At 50.1% G+C, this 15,426-nt stretch carries 15 protein-coding genes; 5 read left to right on the plus strand and 10 right to left on the minus strand.

All coding sequences use genetic code 11. From position 1 onward, the window contains the following. Positions 1–282: 282 nt before the first annotated feature. On the plus strand, positions 283–1,998 hold the full coding sequence (locus tag NY07_RS13370) for a hypothetical protein (RefSeq protein WP_033539867.1): 1,716 nt from the start codon (positions 283–285) through the stop codon (positions 1,996–1,998). 78 nt (positions 1,999–2,076) lie between these two features. On the opposite strand, the gene NY07_RS13375 is transcribed toward NY07_RS13370, so the two are convergent. From NY07_RS13375 to NY07_RS13385, 3 genes are read right to left on the minus strand one after another with little or no spacing between them, the layout of a single operon-like run. Next, positions 2,077–2,613 carry a peroxiredoxin family protein gene (locus NY07_RS13375; protein ID WP_033539868.1) on the minus strand — a complete coding sequence of 179 codons (537 nt, stop codon included), beginning with the start codon at positions 2,611–2,613 and terminating at the stop codon, positions 2,077–2,079. 18 nt (positions 2,614–2,631) lie between these two features. Continuing rightward, positions 2,632–4,071 carry a hypothetical protein gene (locus NY07_RS13380; RefSeq protein WP_033539869.1) on the minus strand — a complete coding sequence of 480 codons (1,440 nt, stop codon included), beginning with the start codon at positions 4,069–4,071 and terminating at the stop codon, positions 2,632–2,634. Between the two features lie 48 nt (positions 4,072–4,119). Continuing rightward, entirely contained in the window at positions 4,120–5,055 is a 936-nt protein-coding gene (locus NY07_RS13385; protein WP_033539959.1) for a phospholipase A, read from the minus strand. Positions 5,056–5,300: 245 nt separating this feature from the next. Between NY07_RS13385 and cobA the strand changes: the two genes are divergently transcribed. Next, the gene (gene cobA / locus NY07_RS13390) at positions 5,301–6,122 is read left to right on the plus strand and encodes a uroporphyrinogen-III C-methyltransferase (RefSeq protein ID WP_033539870.1); all 822 of its coding nucleotides are present in this window, start codon (positions 5,301–5,303) and stop codon (positions 6,120–6,122) included. On the opposite strand, the gene NY07_RS13395 is transcribed toward cobA, so the two are convergent. Next, positions 6,116–6,952: a TIGR03899 family protein gene (locus NY07_RS13395; RefSeq protein WP_033539871.1), complete on the minus strand. Its 837-nt coding sequence runs from the start codon at positions 6,950–6,952 to the stop codon at positions 6,116–6,118. The two genes, cobA and NY07_RS13395, sit on opposite strands and share 7 nt — an antisense overlap. A gap of 62 nt (positions 6,953–7,014) precedes the next feature. After that, a complete protein-coding gene (locus NY07_RS13400; RefSeq protein ID WP_181404202.1) occupies positions 7,015–8,181 on the minus strand; it encodes an MFS transporter in 1,167 nt (388 codons plus the stop codon). A gap of 392 nt (positions 8,182–8,573) precedes the next feature. Between NY07_RS13400 and hemG the strand changes: the two genes are divergently transcribed. After that, positions 8,574–9,095, plus strand: coding sequence for a menaquinone-dependent protoporphyrinogen IX dehydrogenase (gene hemG, locus NY07_RS13405; RefSeq protein WP_033539873.1), 522 nt, complete (start codon positions 8,574–8,576; stop codon positions 9,093–9,095). Positions 9,096–9,170: 75 nt separating this feature from the next. Beyond that, positions 9,171–9,698: a cytochrome b/b6 domain-containing protein gene (locus tag NY07_RS13410; RefSeq protein WP_033539874.1), complete on the plus strand. Its 528-nt coding sequence runs from the start codon at positions 9,171–9,173 to the stop codon at positions 9,696–9,698. 126 nt (positions 9,699–9,824) lie between these two features. Here NY07_RS13410 and NY07_RS13415 read toward each other — a convergent pair whose 3' ends face one another. After that, positions 9,825–10,841 carry a DUF2955 domain-containing protein gene (locus tag NY07_RS13415; protein ID WP_033539875.1) on the minus strand — a complete coding sequence of 339 codons (1,017 nt, stop codon included), beginning with the start codon at positions 10,839–10,841 and terminating at the stop codon, positions 9,825–9,827. After that, entirely contained in the window at positions 10,831–11,865 is a 1,035-nt protein-coding gene (locus NY07_RS13420; protein WP_235363932.1) for an HlyD family secretion protein, read from the minus strand. Before NY07_RS13420 ends, NY07_RS13415 begins: the two co-directional genes overlap by 11 nt. A 272-nt stretch (positions 11,866–12,137) precedes the next feature. Here NY07_RS13420 and NY07_RS13425 point away from each other — a divergent pair, with 272 nt between their 5' ends. After that, entirely contained in the window at positions 12,138–12,845 is a 708-nt protein-coding gene (locus tag NY07_RS13425) for a DUF4328 domain-containing protein (protein WP_033539877.1), read from the plus strand. Between the two features lie 55 nt (positions 12,846–12,900). On the opposite strand, the gene NY07_RS13430 is transcribed toward NY07_RS13425, so the two are convergent. From NY07_RS13430 to NY07_RS13440, 3 genes are all read right to left on the minus strand, one after another. Next, positions 12,901–13,563 (minus strand): thiol:disulfide interchange protein DsbA/DsbL, encoded by a 663-nt coding sequence (locus tag NY07_RS13430; RefSeq protein ID WP_033539878.1) that lies wholly within the window; start codon positions 13,561–13,563, stop codon positions 12,901–12,903. 187 nt (positions 13,564–13,750) lie between these two features. Next, positions 13,751–14,410, minus strand: coding sequence for a DNA-J related domain-containing protein (locus NY07_RS13435; RefSeq protein ID WP_033539879.1), 660 nt, complete (start codon positions 14,408–14,410; stop codon positions 13,751–13,753). A gap of 173 nt (positions 14,411–14,583) precedes the next feature. Beyond that, positions 14,584–15,237 (minus strand): oxygen-insensitive NAD(P)H-dependent nitroreductase NfsB, encoded by a 654-nt coding sequence (locus NY07_RS13440; RefSeq protein WP_033539880.1) that lies wholly within the window; start codon positions 15,235–15,237, stop codon positions 14,584–14,586. Positions 15,238–15,426 lie beyond the last annotated feature (189 nt).

Genomic DNA, 15,426 nt, shown 5'->3' on the forward strand with positions numbered 1-15,426 from the left:
TTTAGTCCCCGCTTATCCGCGATGAACCAATTAATAGCCATAGGCCCTGGATAGTCCGCTGCGGCTATCCAGGGATATCCCTGCTAATCTTATTTCCCTTTTTATTCATCTATATAGTAATATCGACGCCATTCTTTTCTTATAGCAATCAAATTAAGTCAGTGATCTGAAATAGCATTTTAACCAGCTAAAATGATCAGCTATTTAATACGATTGGTATTACGTGCTTGCCAGCTTGGGATTGGCCTGACTGTCCGCACGAATTAACAGGGAGTTTACTGAATGAAGAAGGCATTAGTGGCGGCGGCAATCGTCGCCATAGGCGCGGGTGGCTACTGGGCGATGCAACAGGCGCCTAAGTCCGTGGACAATCAGGTATTGGCCTATGTGCCTGCCGATACACCGCTATTTTCCGCACAGTTTGAGCCTTTTCCGATAAAGGATTATATCGATGCCCTTCCTGAGGCGCAGAAGCAATACCCCAAAGAGATCAAGACCCTGCTATCTGAGGAAGACGATCCCAGAGCACAGTTTTTCTTTAGGGTGTTAGAACGCTATTTTGATGCCTCTCAGAGTGGTCAGCAGCTGATCGATACCTTCGGTCTGCCGGAGAAGCTCACTAGCTACTTCTATACCTTAGGTGTGATGCCTGTGGTCAAGCTAGGTGTCGCCAGCCCAGATCGTGTATGGGCTGTGCTGGATAGGGCCGAGGCCGATAGCGGCATGACCCATGAGGCGAAACAGATTGGCGAGGTTAAATACCGTAGCTATCGTCTTACCGACGAAGGGGAAAGCGAGCGTGTCGATCTGATCGTTGCCATCGACAAGGGCATGCTTACTCTGACACTGGATACCAGCTTCCTTGAGCCTGAACTGCTTGAAATTGCCCTTGGGATCAAGCCGGTTGAGCAGTCGCTTGCTAAGGCGGGCACTGTGGATGCGATCATTAACAAGCACGGCTTTAGCAAAGCCGGCATCAGCTATTTCAATCATGAGGAGCTCGTTAAGGCGATCACCACCTCTGATGGCAATCAGATGGCGCGCCAGCTGACGAAGATCTTCGCGCTGATCAAAGACGACCCCTTTGGCGAATTGCGCTCTCAAGCCTGTCATCGCGAGCTGAGTGGCATTGCGGCCAACTGGCCGAAAACCGTCATTGGCTACACGGATTTTGAGGTGAAGAACAAGCAGGCCAAGCTAGGCTTTAGCACGGTTATCGAGAGCAATAACCAGGTGATCCTAGGGGCCTTACAGCAGATGCGTGGCTTTATCCCGGCCCATACCCAGACGATTGACAGTGGCGTGTTTTCCATGGCGCTTGGCATAGATGTCAATCAGTTCGTGCCGAGTGTTTCTAAGATCTGGGACGATCTACTCACCCCTAGTTATCAGTGTGAGCCGCTGGCACAACTGCAAAGTGAGATGGAAGGTCAAAGCCCGGCAATGCTCGGCATGTTTACAGGTATGGCCAACGGTGTGAAAGGGGTGTCAGTCTCCCTGCTCGATTACGCCTTGGAAAATGATACTCAGCAGATCGCTTTAAAGAGTCTGGATGCTGTCGCAACCCTGTCGGCGGATGATCCGGCGACCCTGTTTAACATGGTTAAACCCTTTGCGCCTGAATTGGCGAATGTCAGTTTGCCAAGTGATGGCAGTGCAATTGATCTTGCGGCCGCATTGCATCTTCCGCCTTCATTAGGGGTTAGCGCTAAGATGGCGCTCAAGGGTCAGCATCTGGTGATCTACACGGGTGACAAGAGTGAGGCGATTGCCGATAAACTTGCTGGTGAGAAGCCTGTCGCCAACGGTTTGATGTCGATGTCGGCAGACTATGCCAAGCTGTTTACGCCAGCCATGAACCTGATGGCCATGAGCGGTGAACCTATCCCCGACGAGCTTGAAGCACTAAAGGATTATCGCACCAAGTTACAGCTAGGTATGGACATTAATGATAAGGGGATCGTTTTCGATACCCTGATGCAGACACGTAACGATTAATATCTAGCCTTGTATTAAAAAGCCCCGAGACCTATGTGACTCTCGGGGCTTTTTTATTGGGAGGAAAATATCCTTGAGTTACTCAGCCTTGGCGATGCCTAAGGCATTCAAGTTGGCGGCAATATCTTCGGCGGCCGTCTCGGGATTAATGTCTTCGTCGATTTTCAATATAGTGCCATCTTCACCTATGTAGAAGGTGACCCGGCTTGCCACTCTGACCAGATTGAGTACATCGTAGGCCTTGGCGGTTTCCTTAGTGGGATCGCTCAGCATAGGAAAATCGGCCTTCTGCTCCTCGGCAAATTTTTGGTTATCTTCGAGATCATCGACACTGGCCATCATGTAAACGGCCTTGTACTCGCGAATAAGATGACCTTTTTGCACTAAAGACTTGCACTCTAAGGTGCAGCCTCGCGTGTTCGCCATGGGATACCAGGCAAGTACTAAGGTCTGTTTACCCAGGTAGTCGCTGAGCTGATAATAATGACCATCTGTGGCCTGCAGTTTGAAATTCGGTGCCTTGTCGCCCACCTTCAGATCTGTGGCACTGGCTTGTAGCGACATTAAGAGTCCCAGGCTCAGGCCAAAGAGGAGTTTGCTGATTAGCTTATTCATAGTTTTTCCTTTCTTCTGTTAGTTGGGGGAAGCGGGAGCAAATAGCTCGATTAAGTTTTCCCAATAGACGGGGTCATCCATGGGGCGAATGATATCGGGTTGGGTAGCAATGCCCGATAAGCGTCTGCCGATGGCATCATACACTTGGGTGGCGTTGAAGCTTATCTTGATGGCGCTGTTGGGCAGAGAGATTTGCTGTAGTTTGCCAAAATCACCGCGGGTTGGCTCTCCAACCAAGAGGGTGTTTGGCCAGGATCTGGCAAAGTGGGCGATCCACTGGCATTGCTGACGACAAGCAGGGCCGATAATGAGCATCAGCTTACCCGTCTTAGGTTGCGGCAGACCGGCCCATGGCTGGCTGGAATGTTGCCAAAACTTTATCTGCCAAGGGCTAAAGTGAGGATTATCCTCTGGTAGCAGCGAACTCACCAGCTCAAATTGCAGACGCTGAGATTGGTTGAGGCTAGTTGCCGGCATAAAGCCTAAGGGTTTTAAAAAGTCGCTGCGTAGATTCGCGCCCTTCTTATAGCGGGCAACCGCAAAGAGTGAGTCAGGCCATTCACTTAATAGTGGCGGCGTGACATCTGGGCTGAAGTAGTGACTCAAGAATTTTAGCAGCTCATCGCCAGTGCCATATCCCTGCTGTAGGTCCAGTATGGTAACAGGCGAAAATAGCGCACGTTTAAGGCGTTGTCCCAGTGGGCTGTCAGGCGTAAAGCGCGAGAGATCATAGAAGTTGAAGACGCCTTGGGGGAGATTGTCAAAGCTCTCTTGATGTTGTGGTGAACTCAATACTGTGGGCGGCTTGTGGGTTAGGGCGAGGCTTATCTGATGCTGGGTGCCTTGATTGTCAGTCAGGGTCAAACGGCAGTCATCCCTGGCGGCAAGTCCAATCTCACGTCTGAGCATAGAGAGCATCTGCAGGAGTTTAGCCTGCTCTATGTTGCTTTCGGCCAGACTGGGGGGCAGAAAAGCCTTAGTCGCCGATAGCCAGAGGTCGATGGGTAGCCCATCTATGTGGCTAATAAATGGGGTCTCGTTATTCAGGAGCCGATGGTCTAGATCCAGCGCCAGCCAGCTATCCTCCCTTTTTCTTAAGGTGATAGGCAGATAAGCCTGAGCCTGAAAGGAATCGGCCTCTGCGAGTGGATCATCAAGGGCAGTTAAGACTTTTACTAGCTGCTGGGCGAACAGCATTCGTTCGCCTTCTAGCGGTAATTGGCTGAGGGCCTTATTGATCTGGTTTTCTAATTGGCTTTGACGTAGAGGCGACTCGGCGGCATTAGCCGAGTATTGCAGCAGGTGTTGCTGCAGATAGTCGAGATCTGCGCGCATCTCCTGCTGAGACAATTGGGGTTTGGGTGGTTCTTCACGCAGGGCTATGGCCGTCAGCTGAATGCAGCTGATCAGCATGATGAGGCCGAAACCATTGATAATGCTCTGGTGTCCGAATGTCATCTGTTTTCCCTATTGCCATCGGCGCTTGGCGAATGAAACGATATTCGGTTAGAGAATGTCGTTGATCGAGAAGCCGATGCCGATCCGTTGGGTATGGGCGTTATAGTCGATTAAGCTTTCGCCATAGCCATTAAAATATTGCGTATACACGCGCAAGTTACCAATGATGGGGTAACTCCAAGTGAACTCGACGGCGCCGCGGTTGGGACTCTCAAGGTTATTACGCAGCATAAGCGTAAACCTGTGTTGGTCGATACCATAGACGCTGGTCAGCTCGAAGTTACCCATATAATCCAGAATATCTGGGTTGTCATCTCCCTTGGCCGACGTAGGTGTTTCTTTCTCATCTTCTGGAATACGCCACCACACTTTCAAGCCAAGGGCGAAAGGGCCATTGTCGAAAAGCATGGTGCCATAGATACGGTTCCAACTGCGGGAGAGATCACCTGATTTACCGTTAGATTGATGCACGGCACCAACGCCCCAGAAGGAGTTGGTTAAGGGGCCGATTTTCCAATCGTTGTTGAACAGCATAAAGATCTCCGGCTCGTGGTTGGTCTCACGAAATGGCGAGGAGATCTCCTTGTTGTACACCTGCCAATAAGATTGATTGGTGTAGGCGACAAACAGATGACCATTGTCCCCAAAGACGTTGTACATCAAGGGGAACTTGAAACTTATCTGGAACTTAGCTTCCAGGTTATCTATCTCGGAGTTGTTCTCGGCCAGCTCTTCAGCAAAAGGGTCCATATTGGGTGAGCTGTTATAGGTAACAGGGAAAAAGTAGTTGACCTTGTGCGGGGTGATCACGAAGGGACTCTCAGAGGTCGCCAATTCATCCTTGACGCGTTTGTCGAGTAATGAGGTATCGTCTTCGCTTTGAGCTGTTTGGCTCTGCGCTTCTTGGGTTGGCTCAGCGCCTAGGCTGGTCGCAGGTAGGGAGAAGAGTCCGATTAAGGCGATCCATATAAAAGATTGGGTGATTTTCATCCGTGGTTCCTTTGCTTGCGCTGTCTGAGATCAACATATGTCGCAGTAAATCTTGCCTATGTTGTAACATTTGCAACTTACTCGTGCACCTATTTTCAATCTGGCCGTCTGATTTTACTCACTAAATGTCATGCAATGCTCTTTAATAACCAAATGGAATAAATTCTAATTATTATCTATTTTTTAAGATATAAGAATGACGCTATATTAACCTCATCACTATTGTATGAGATGCGGTTATGGAACTATTTACACTTACCGGGCAGCAGGCACAGGGCAAAGTCTGGCTTGTGGGCGCTGGCCCTGGCGATCTTGAGCTATTAACGCTCAAGGCTTACCGCATCCTCAAGAAGGCCGACGTAGTGCTGTATGATGCCCTGGTGAGTGATGAGATACTCTCGCTGATCCCCAAAGAGGCCGAGCTTATTGCCGTGGGTAAGCGCGCGGGTAAACACAGTGCTGCCCAGGATGAGATCAATCAGTTACTGGTAACCAAGGCCTATACCCGTAAGAATGTGGTGCGCCTTAAAGGCGGGGATCCCTTTATCTTCGGCCGAGGTGGCGAGGAGCTGGAAACCCTAGTAGCATCAGGTGTGGCCTTTGAGGTGGTGCCTGGCATCACCGCCGCCAGTGGTACCTCTGCCTATGCAGGGATCCCTCTGACTCACAGAGATCATGCCCAGGGCGTGACCTTTATTACCGGTCATTGCAAGCTGGAAAGTCGTCCCATGGATTGGCAGGCCTATGCTAACAGCGCCAATACCTTGGTCGTTTACATGGGCATACTCAATGCCAACACAATACAACAAGGTTTGATCGGTGCGGGCCGCTCACCGCAGACGCCAGTGGCGATTGTCTCTAAGGCGACCACGGCGGCGCAGCAACGTTTCTTTGGTACCTTAGGTGAACTCACCGAACTGGCGGCTCATCCTGAACTGGAGATGCCAGCCTTGATGATCATAGGTGAGGTGGTTGGCCTGGCAGACAGCCTACACTGGTTTGAGCCTGAGACCAGCCCTAGAGTCTTGGATACGTCGATAAAGCAGTCTCTGGGTCAGTAATCTATCTTAAAGTCTTTTTTGAACAGTGCCTGCAGCGCGCGGGCATACTCTTCATCTGCCTTGGGGCGCACCAGCTGCGCCAACTCATCGCCGGTTGGCGTCAAACGATAATAGCTAAATACCAGATGACCATGCTTGGGCGTCAGTGTCATACGTTTGCCCGAGAGGGTGAAGCTGATGGGGTTTTTAGCGTTGAGCTGTCCCGTTTCAAACTCACTCCTGTGTAACAGCCCCGCATCGACCAGTGTCAGTATAGAGGAGTAGGGCAGGCCAAATTGCGACAGGGCGATCTGTGTGGCGTCGGATTTGCGAAACAGCTGACCAAAGCCACCATCGTGACGAAAGCCGATCACCAGCTTGAGCTTAGTTTCGTTGTTGACTGTGACCGCCATTCCCAGTGCCTTTTCAAATATCTGTGCCTCTTTGTGAGTTAACTGTCTCAGAGTGGCCAGGCTTCGTAGGCTAAAACTCCCTGGACTGGTGATCTCATTGGCTAGGATGCGCCCCCAAAGCGCTTGCATATTACGGTTGTGGATCTGTTCCGCCTGCTGAAAGAATTGATGGATCCAGTCGGGGTCGAGATCTGTGCCTGTAACATCCGACGGGGTATGAGAGAGGGCGATGGCGTAGATATTTTCCAGATTAGCCTGATATCGGCTAGCCAGCTTACGCAGGCGATGATCCGAGCGCTCGGCAATTGAGGCTTGGGAGGGGCGGTAGTCTTCATCACTACCCAGACCAATAAGGCGCCCCAGTAGCAGCGCTTTTCTGCGGGCAGATACATCGGGCTGGTTCGACCCTGAGTCGGATAGGTTAACAATCTCGGCCATAGTCTTGTCTTTCTTATATTGAATAAATCGATTCTATCTGAAAATCGGCGCTCACCCTAGCCTCAGGCGCCGGCAGGCCAATTGACGTGCTTATCCTGGGCCGGGTGGCGGGGAATATTGAGTGCCAAAATCAGAGAGCAGATGGCGAAACCCGCACCGATAAAGAAGACCCACTGGTTGGAATAGAGCCAGAGCATCCCCAGCAGTGCCGGGATCACCACGGCCGCGATATGGTTGATGGTAAAGCTGACCGACATGGTAGCGGCGATATCCTTAGGTTCGGCGATCTTCTGAAAATAGGTCTTGATGGCGATAGCCATGGCAAACAGCAGATGATCTAGCACATAGAGTACAGCCGCCATCTCGGCTTGCTCGACGAAGGCGTAGCTGGTGAAGATCATGAACAGACCCACATATTCTATGGTCAAGGCATTGCGCTCGCCGATGCGGCCGATAAAGCGGCCTATGGCTGGGGCGAACAGCAGGTTGACCACATAGTTGATCAGAAACAGTGCGGTGATCTGACTGACGCTATAGCCAAATTTTTCCACCATCATAAAGCCGGCAAAAACCATGAAGATCTGACGTCGCGCGCCGGAGAAGAAGGTCAGCAGGTAGTAGAGCCAATATCTTTGTCTGAGGATCACCTTTTTATGCTGTACCTCTCCTTGGGGAAACTGCGGAAAGTAGAGCGTCAGGGCGATCACCATTAGCAGCCCTAGGCCCCCTATGATGGCGTACATCCATTGATAATCCAGCTGCAGATAGGTCATCACTATCCAGATGCTGCCATAGCCTGTTAAGGCGGCGGCCGAGCGCCAGGCCAGCGCCTTACCCATGAAACCTGCGGTATCTGCCTTATCGACCCATTGCAGGGTAAGGGACTGATTAATGGTCTCGTAATAGTGAAAACCCACCGACATTAAGATGGTTGTCAGATAGAGCCCCAATACTTGGGGAAAGAAGCCTGTAATACCAACACCTATGGTGAGTAAGGCAAGGGAGATCAAGGCGAAGGTCTGTTCTCTGAGCAGGAGCAAGATGAAGATGGCAGTAAAGGCCAGGAATCCGGGGACCTCTCTCAGGCTCTGCAAGATCCCTATCTCGGCGCCAGTAAAGTTTGCCCGCTCGATAACGAAGTTGTTGAGTAGCACCTGCCACACAGAAAACACCAAGGACATTACGAAGGTCATTAGCAGTAATAGGGTTTGTGGGGTCCTTTTTAACATTCCTTTGATTCCTGTATCGCACAGAAAGCTCAGTCTACCTCATCCTCTAGGGCTTGTTGATCTTTTCTGTTTGGTGATTAAAACCCAATGCGGTCTGTCTATGATTGAGCCGCTAACCAGGCTGCCTAACTAATTTTTTTCCGCTATCTTGCTCCATGCAATGGGCGAAGTCTTAAGCTATCGTTGCTGGTTGTCGTTAGGCTCGCCCAGGGGGAGTCGCCTTACCTAGGTTGCGATTTTTTATCACAAAATGTATCCATAATGTAATTTGTGAACTAGGTAAACTTAAGCCGGATTTTGCCCTTAGGGCTCGTGATCTGTTTCAATTAAATATTGCTCGGATTCCCCTATCATGATGCTATAGAAAAAGCTAAATCGACTTAGGGGCCTTTGTGAGCAAAATATTAATCATCTATTCAAGTGTGCATGGGCAAACCCGTAAGCTGTGCGATTTCATGCAGCGTGAGCTCGAGGCGCTGGAACATAGTGTGACCTGCGCCAGCATAGATAACCCGCCTTCTCTGGATGAGTTCGATAAGATAGTCCTGGGCGCAAGTATTCGTCACGGCAAACACAACCCTAAGGTGTACCAGTTTATCAGCGAGAATATTAAGGTGTTGCAGGAGAAAGCCAGTAGCTTTTTTGCTGTGAGTCTGGTAGCGCGTAAGCCCGCCAAGAATACTCCAGAGACCAACCCTTACATGCAGGCGTTTTTGGCCAAGTCTCCCTGGCAACCTAAGTTGCTGGCAGTATTTGGTGGTAACCTGGATTACCAAGGTTATAACGCCTTAGATCGTAACATCATACGTTTCATCATGTGGATCACTAAAGGCCCAACCGCGCCGGATACCAAGGTGGAGTACACCGACTGGGATAAGGTAAAGCACTACGCCCATGAGGTGGCTGCGCTGTAACCAATATGAGTGTGGTGCTCAAAAAGAGTCGTAAAAGCGCGTATATAGCACCTTAATGTGCCTAATAGGAGAAACATGATGAAGATGCTGGCCAAGTTTAGAGAGGTACTGGAAACCTATCAGCACCTGTTTGCCATTCTCTTGTCGCTGTTTCTGATCGGCACCAGTGGCTGGATCATGATGGGGCGCGCCTTGCGAGCCAATGCCTCAGTGTGGGACTGGCTTCATGTCTATCTGGGGTTATTGGCCGGGGTGTTCTCTGTCACTATGCTGGTGACCAATGTGGTGCGCGGTCAGTGGCGCCAATATTTCCCCTATCTGGTGGGCGACTTTACTCAGTTAAGTAACGATGTATGTGGTCTGAAGCGCGGCAAGTTGCCCCTGGCTGGCGGGCGTGGCCTGTTTAGTGTGATAGAGGGAATTTGTATGTTGCTGTTTGTGGCGGTTGCGGCCACGGGCCTTATGTGGTTTTTGACCCAGGGCAGTAGCGAGGCGCTCAATTGGCGTAGCTATCATCACAGCGCGGCCCACGGTTTCATCGTCTTCATGGTGATCCACGCCCTGTTTGCCCTGTCGCATCTGCTGGATTTTATTCGTCGCTAGTATGATGCTTTGCGATAGACGAGGTTGAGTCGGCAATCTGAGTCGTTAGCGAATCGGATCTTTAATTTTGCGAAGCCTCATCAGAGATAAAAAGCGCGGCAGAAGCCGCGCTTTTTAATAGCTCAATCAGTTCGCCTCGTCGGTTTTTTCTGCGCTGGGCTGAGGGTCTTGGTGTAACAGATTGAGCAGCAAGGTACCAATGAGCACTGCGATACTGATAGACACTAATCTGACCAATTGCGCAGAGAGGGCATCGGACTCCAGGTGGCTAATGATCTGATATACCAATACTACAAAGTTGGTAAACAGTAGTTGATAGATAGACTGGGGGCACTGGCGGCGTATCGCAAAACAGGCTAGCTGTATACCGCTGAATAGGGCTAAACCTATCACTACCCAGGTTGGCAGGCCGAAGGCAAAGGCCAACATAACCGGAAAGGTGAACAGGATACCGACTGCTGTGGTGACGAGGCGGTTTTGCTTAAAGCTTTGATGGTCTTCAGGATCCGCCAGTCTTATCATGCTGCCTATGGTAATGGCGATCAGCATGCTTTGTGAGCTACCCAAGCCAATTAAGGCTATCAAGACGATTGTCATGGCGGTGGCCTTTAGCAGGATAACCCCCATGTGAGTACTGCTGCTGTTTTCCTGGATTTCATCAGGATGAATATCTTCATCATTTCCTGGAAAGATGAAGAAAATCAGGTAGGTGAGAACCAGGGCCTTCAGCGCTGACACCATGAGTAACCAGGGAAGTACCTCAATCGATACCTGTAGCTGTTTGCTCATAACTGTCATGATGATCACCACGATCAACATGAGAGTAGAGAGCAGATCCTTAGGATCGTTATGGCTGCGATAGAAGCTCCAAAACAGCAGGGACCAGCAAAAGAGTAGATAACCTGCCGGGGTGTCGAGCAACATGCCGCCGACAAATACCAATCCGAAACTGACAAACATGACCACAAGCAACAGTTTGACCATGAGATTCAGTGGCGGGCGCGATGGCATCAAGGTGAGAAAGAGCACCATGAAAACCGGCGCCAGCACTGGCAGTGGCGCAGCCTGATCCCATAGGTAAAACAGCAGTAAAATGGGGCCGAATACCAGACGGATGATAGGGTTCGCGGCGCTACGAAACATAGGTCCAGAGACTCACTATCTTGATCCAGATACCGACGAGAAACTCGCCTATGCTGCTCTGCTCAGTATAGAAGGCCACAGTAGCTTGAGAGCCGTAACGAATATTGCTGGGTGGTCTACCCTCGCTGAAGACGATATTAACCGGATACCTTTGTGCCTTGATTGCACTGTTATCTGCGGTGAGAAAACCGGTATTCTGATCTATGTTGTTACTACCGCCCGTACCCCAGCCAATGCTCTCCACGCGACCTTCAAGTATGCGACCAGGTAGCGCATCGAGTACGACTTCGACCTTTTGACCGACACGAATGTTTTCCAGCGAGTTTTCTCTCACCAGCGCTGAGATCCAGACGCTGCGGGGATCGATAAAGGTTAACAGTGGGCTACCCACATTGGCCCTTTGTCCCGGGGTCAGTTGTAGGTTGGTTACCACGCCTTTGCTGGGCGCCAGCACTTGGGTCTTTTGTAGATCCAGCTGAGCTTGTTCCAGCTTGGCCATGGCCGACAGGATCTGTGGATTGTCTTGACCCTTAGGGCCTAATGCTTGCGTGGCCTGGGCCAATGACGCCTCGGCGGCTTCAAGATTCGCCTGAGTTCTGTCTCTGGCTTCGATGGCGTTATCCAGCTCTGACTGGCTTAACACCCCTTGCCCTGCCAGTTCGCTGATCCTGGCAGCCTGTTCTTTGGCATTGTTGCGGGCTGCGATTGCATCGACAACCTTGGCCTGAGCGACTTCGACCGCGGCAGTGCTGGCACCGATATTTTGCCCCGCTAGCTCTAAGTTGGCTTGGGCAGCCTGCAGCGCAAGTTGGTAGTTGCGTGGATCGATTTGAAATAGGGGATCCCCCGCTTCGACAACCTGGTTGTCTTTGACATTGACTTCAGTGATGTTACCGGCGACTTCGGCAGCGACTCTTACGATATAGGTATGCACTCTGGCCTCGCTGGTCATCGGCGTGACCCGGTCGGCCCAAAGGCTATATAGCCAGACAGCAAAGATTAGCCCAATGATATAGAAACTCATTTTCCGTGATGATTTTTCCGCAGCAGACATCCCATGGCCTCAACAAATTTAAGTTATTTTATGTTAATCGGCGATGGTGTTATCAGCAAGTGAGATAGGTTAAATTAAGCGTTTTTATATGACATAGGTATCTAAAAATAATGAAAAAGCTATTTTGCTCTTGCTGTAAATCAGATAGAAGTCTATTAAGGAGTCTGGTAGCTTGCTGAATCCTTGCGCGCTTGCAGTGGGCGCCATAATTCAATAAACAGTAAACACTTAGGGAATAAATAATGTCAGGGAATATTTTTAAATATAAAGACGCTACCCGCTTGACGACATGGGTGCGTTATCTGCTCTACGTCCAGATCTTAGTGGCGTTGATTTCAATGGGCTCAAATTACTTAGAATACCAGCTGCTATTAGACTATCAGACTGGAGTGTATCAGTCAGAAGCGGTAGCCATTGCCGATGGTGAGGCGAACGATCAACGTCAGTTTCTGGTCGGCCTGCTGCATCTTGCGGTGTTTATCGTCTCGGGGATCATGATCCTTAAGTGGATATACAGGGCCAACTTTAATGCGCGTCAGTTAGGTGCCACTGACATGAACTTCACCCCAGGATGGTCTATCGGTTTCTACTTCGTTCCTCTTCTCTGCCTCTGGAAGCCCTATCAGGCGATGAATGAGATCTGGCATGCGAGTCATGATCCAGAAAACTGGAGCCTGAATAACGCAAATTCTGCCGTCAACCTCTGGTGGCTGATGTGGATCGTCAGCAATGTGCTGGGGCAGGCCGTGTATCGTTTTACGAATAAGGCCGAGGAGCTGCAAGACTTTATTAACGCTAACATGGTGTCTCAGGCCGCTGAGGTGGCAAGCATCCTTTTAGCGCTGGTGACCTTGAGGCTGATTAATCATATCTACCGGGCGCAGACTAAAAGCCAAGTACGGGCCGAACAGGAGGCCTTTCAGGGGGCGCAGCAGGTCGTCGTAAGCTAAATTATGACAAAGAAAAAGGCGCCATCAGGCGCCTTTTTTACAATCTATCTACGACCTATTTGTGTTCTACGGCCAGGTAGTTGATCAGGTCGATCAGCTCACCCAAGGTGCGGATCTGGCTTAGGTTGACTGCATACTTATCGTTAACGATAAAGGTCGGCACACTCTGAACGCGAAACTCTCTTTGCTGAGAACGCCAGAGATCTAGCTTGTCACTTACTGCTTTGCTGTCGGCGATTTCATCATACTTGCTGAGATCTATGCCGTGGTCGGCAAAGACTTTCTTGATGTCATCTCGGGTATTGATAGCTGGCTTCTCATGGGCGCTATGGTCGTGGTCATGGCTGTGTCCATGGCCACCTGGTTCGCCTTGGATGGCCGTAAACATGGCATGGATCATCTTGTCTTCGACGCCCATCTCATGAATCACACCAAGTGAGCGCATCACTTCTGTGCCAATGTCAGAGTTCATGAAATCCACGTGCTTGGTATCGAAGCTGACCTCCTTGTTGAGGTTGGCTTTAATGTCGCCCAGGAACTGTGTCTCCATATTGAAGCAGTTGTGGCAGTAGAAAGAGAAGAATTCAGTCAATTTAGGACTGGCACTTGGCGCCTTGTCAGACACAGTCATAAAATGTTGGCCTTCGACAAACTTGGCGGCAAAACTACTCAGTGGAGCCACTGCTAGGGTCAGGGCGAGAGCGATATGTTTAATCATGATTATCCTTAAATGATAGCGTCGTGGTGCGATCAATGGCTAATGTCATTCGTTATTAGGTTTAGCCTAAATGGCAAAGCTTAATTATGACTGAAGCGCGCCGAAGAAACAGTCGCTAGAGTGTGACCTCGGCTAAAGAACTGTGATTCTTTGGGGTGATAGATGGGATCTTGGCTGATCGTCAGGTTCAACGCTGCTCGCGTAAGGTCTGCCAGGCCTCGCAGATCCGTTTAAATTGGTTTGCGTCGCCGCCATCGCGATCTGGATGCCACTGTAAGGCCAATTTACGCCACTGCTTGCGAATCTCTTTATCCGTTGCATCTTGTTCCAGCTCAAATACCTTCAGAGCCTGACGTTTCGGCATAGCGTTGGGGTTGGCGCCAATATAGGCTTCGTAGCGATTCCAGAAGGATTCCAACATCTCCTGAATGATATCCGGGCAGGTATCATAGTGTTGCCAGTCCAGATAATAGTCTCTTAAGGCGTCGTCTTGACTGAGTTGGGTCTCCAGATTAGTGGGAATAATTCTGAAGATCTGTATCTCCATCGCTTTAACCTGTAACCAACAACCGGGCAGCAGCATGGCTTGCAGTTCAAACAGGGCATTCATCAATAGAAAATTCTGTTTAAAGAGGGCCTTTTGTGGTTGTTCGTCGAGATCTTTCAGGAGTCCTTGTTCTTGCAGTGCGGCGGCCAGGTGATGAACCTTCCAGCTATGGTTGCTGCGTTTTAGCAAAGAGAGGAGTGGCCAGATTAGCGGGTTGTCACCCTTGAAAGCGAAGCACTGGGTGCTTGACGCCTTGTCTTGCAACAGGGGGGCTGTCGTGGTTGATTTAGCAACTAGCATCCTGAGAGTCTCATCCGTGACTGGTGATAATTTCTACTATGACAATCACCAAAATGGAACGCAAGTCTTATTCGTCGGCCTATTAGCTTGTCGGGCCACAAAGCCCCACCGCAAGCAGTGAGGCTAAACTTAGGTTGGGATACCCAACGAGTTAGTGGGTATCAGTAGGCTGATCAGATCTCGGTAAAGAGTGTCTCGATAGGCAGGCGTGACTTAGGTAACTTAGCGTTGAAGTCTTCTTCGCTGCGATAGCCCAAGGAGACAACAACCGTGGCAGCATAGCCCTGTGCAGGGAGATCCAGCACCTGGTTGAGCTTAGTGGCGTTGAACCCCTCAATTGGGCAGGCATCGATATCCAATAGGCTAGCGCCCAGTAGTAGCGTACCCATGGCCAGGTAGACTTGTTTTTCCATCCAATGTTGAGCGTCTTTCAGCTCTACCCTGTGCATGTTGACGAAGAAAGAGCGGCCGTTGTGCTGGCCCTGTTTCGCCTGCTCGTCAGCAAAGCGGCCATCGGCAGCCTCTTGCTCGAGGAGTTTTTGCAGGTGCGCATCATCCATACTGGTCTTAGCGCACAACACCAAGACATGGGAAGCATTGAGGATCTTGGGGGTGTTAAAGGCGAAGTCACTGGTGGCCTCAGCAATTTTAGCCTTTCCCTCATCGGTCGACGCCAAGACAAAGTGCCAAGGTTGAGAGTTGGTCGATGAAGGGCTCATGCGCAGCAGCTGTTTAATCTCTTCTATCTTTTCTTGGTCTATCTTACGGTTAGGGTCAAATGCCTTAGTCGTATAACGCTTGTTAGTGTAGAAACTGAGTGGTTGCATGATGAGCTTCCTGTATGAGTCGATGTTGAGACCGATTTTACGTGACTCAACAGGTGATAAAAACAGATAAAAGTCACATATACTTTCAAAAAAATTTTGATAATTGGGTTTTCTTCTGGCCGCCACGACTCGGCATGTGGATTGTAAGCGACCAAAAAGATAATTTAGGCTTAACATTCTGAGTTACCA

The organism is Shewanella sp. ECSMB14101 (assembly GCF_000773485.1).
GTDB lineage: Bacteria > Pseudomonadota > Gammaproteobacteria > Enterobacterales > Shewanellaceae > Shewanella > Shewanella marisflavi.

What these genes read in the sequence shown, in the direction of transcription:
- NY07_RS13410 (WP_033539874.1), top strand. Translation starts at nt 9,171, where the DNA reads ATGATGAAGATGCTGGCCAAGTTTAGAGAGGTACTGGAAACCTATCAG.
- NY07_RS13440 (WP_033539880.1), bottom strand. Translation starts at nt 15,237, where the DNA reads ATGCAACCACTCAGTTTCTACACTAACAAGCGTTATACGACTAAGGCA.
- NY07_RS13425 (WP_033539877.1), top strand. Translation starts at nt 12,138, where the DNA reads ATGTCAGGGAATATTTTTAAATATAAAGACGCTACCCGCTTGACGACA.
- NY07_RS13430 (WP_033539878.1), bottom strand. Translation starts at nt 13,563, where the DNA reads ATGATTAAACATATCGCTCTCGCCCTGACCCTAGCAGTGGCTCCACTG.
- NY07_RS13375 (WP_033539868.1), bottom strand. Translation starts at nt 2,613, where the DNA reads ATGAATAAGCTAATCAGCAAACTCCTCTTTGGCCTGAGCCTGGGACTC.
- NY07_RS13420 (WP_235363932.1), bottom strand. Translation starts at nt 11,865, where the DNA reads ATGAGTTTCTATATCATTGGGCTAATCTTTGCTGTCTGGCTATATAGC.
- NY07_RS13435 (WP_033539879.1), bottom strand. Translation starts at nt 14,410, where the DNA reads ATGCTAGTTGCTAAATCAACCACGACAGCCCCCCTGTTGCAAGACAAG.
- NY07_RS13415 (WP_033539875.1), bottom strand. Translation starts at nt 10,841, where the DNA reads ATGTTTCGTAGCGCCGCGAACCCTATCATCCGTCTGGTATTCGGCCCC.
- NY07_RS13400 (WP_181404202.1), bottom strand. Translation starts at nt 8,181, where the DNA reads ATGTTAAAAAGGACCCCACAAACCCTATTACTGCTAATGACCTTCGTA.
- cobA (WP_033539870.1), top strand. Translation starts at nt 5,301, where the DNA reads ATGGAACTATTTACACTTACCGGGCAGCAGGCACAGGGCAAAGTCTGG.
- NY07_RS13395 (WP_033539871.1), bottom strand. Translation starts at nt 6,952, where the DNA reads ATGGCCGAGATTGTTAACCTATCCGACTCAGGGTCGAACCAGCCCGAT.
- NY07_RS13370 (WP_033539867.1), top strand. Translation starts at nt 283, where the DNA reads ATGAAGAAGGCATTAGTGGCGGCGGCAATCGTCGCCATAGGCGCGGGT.
- NY07_RS13380 (WP_033539869.1), bottom strand. Translation starts at nt 4,071, where the DNA reads ATGACATTCGGACACCAGAGCATTATCAATGGTTTCGGCCTCATCATG.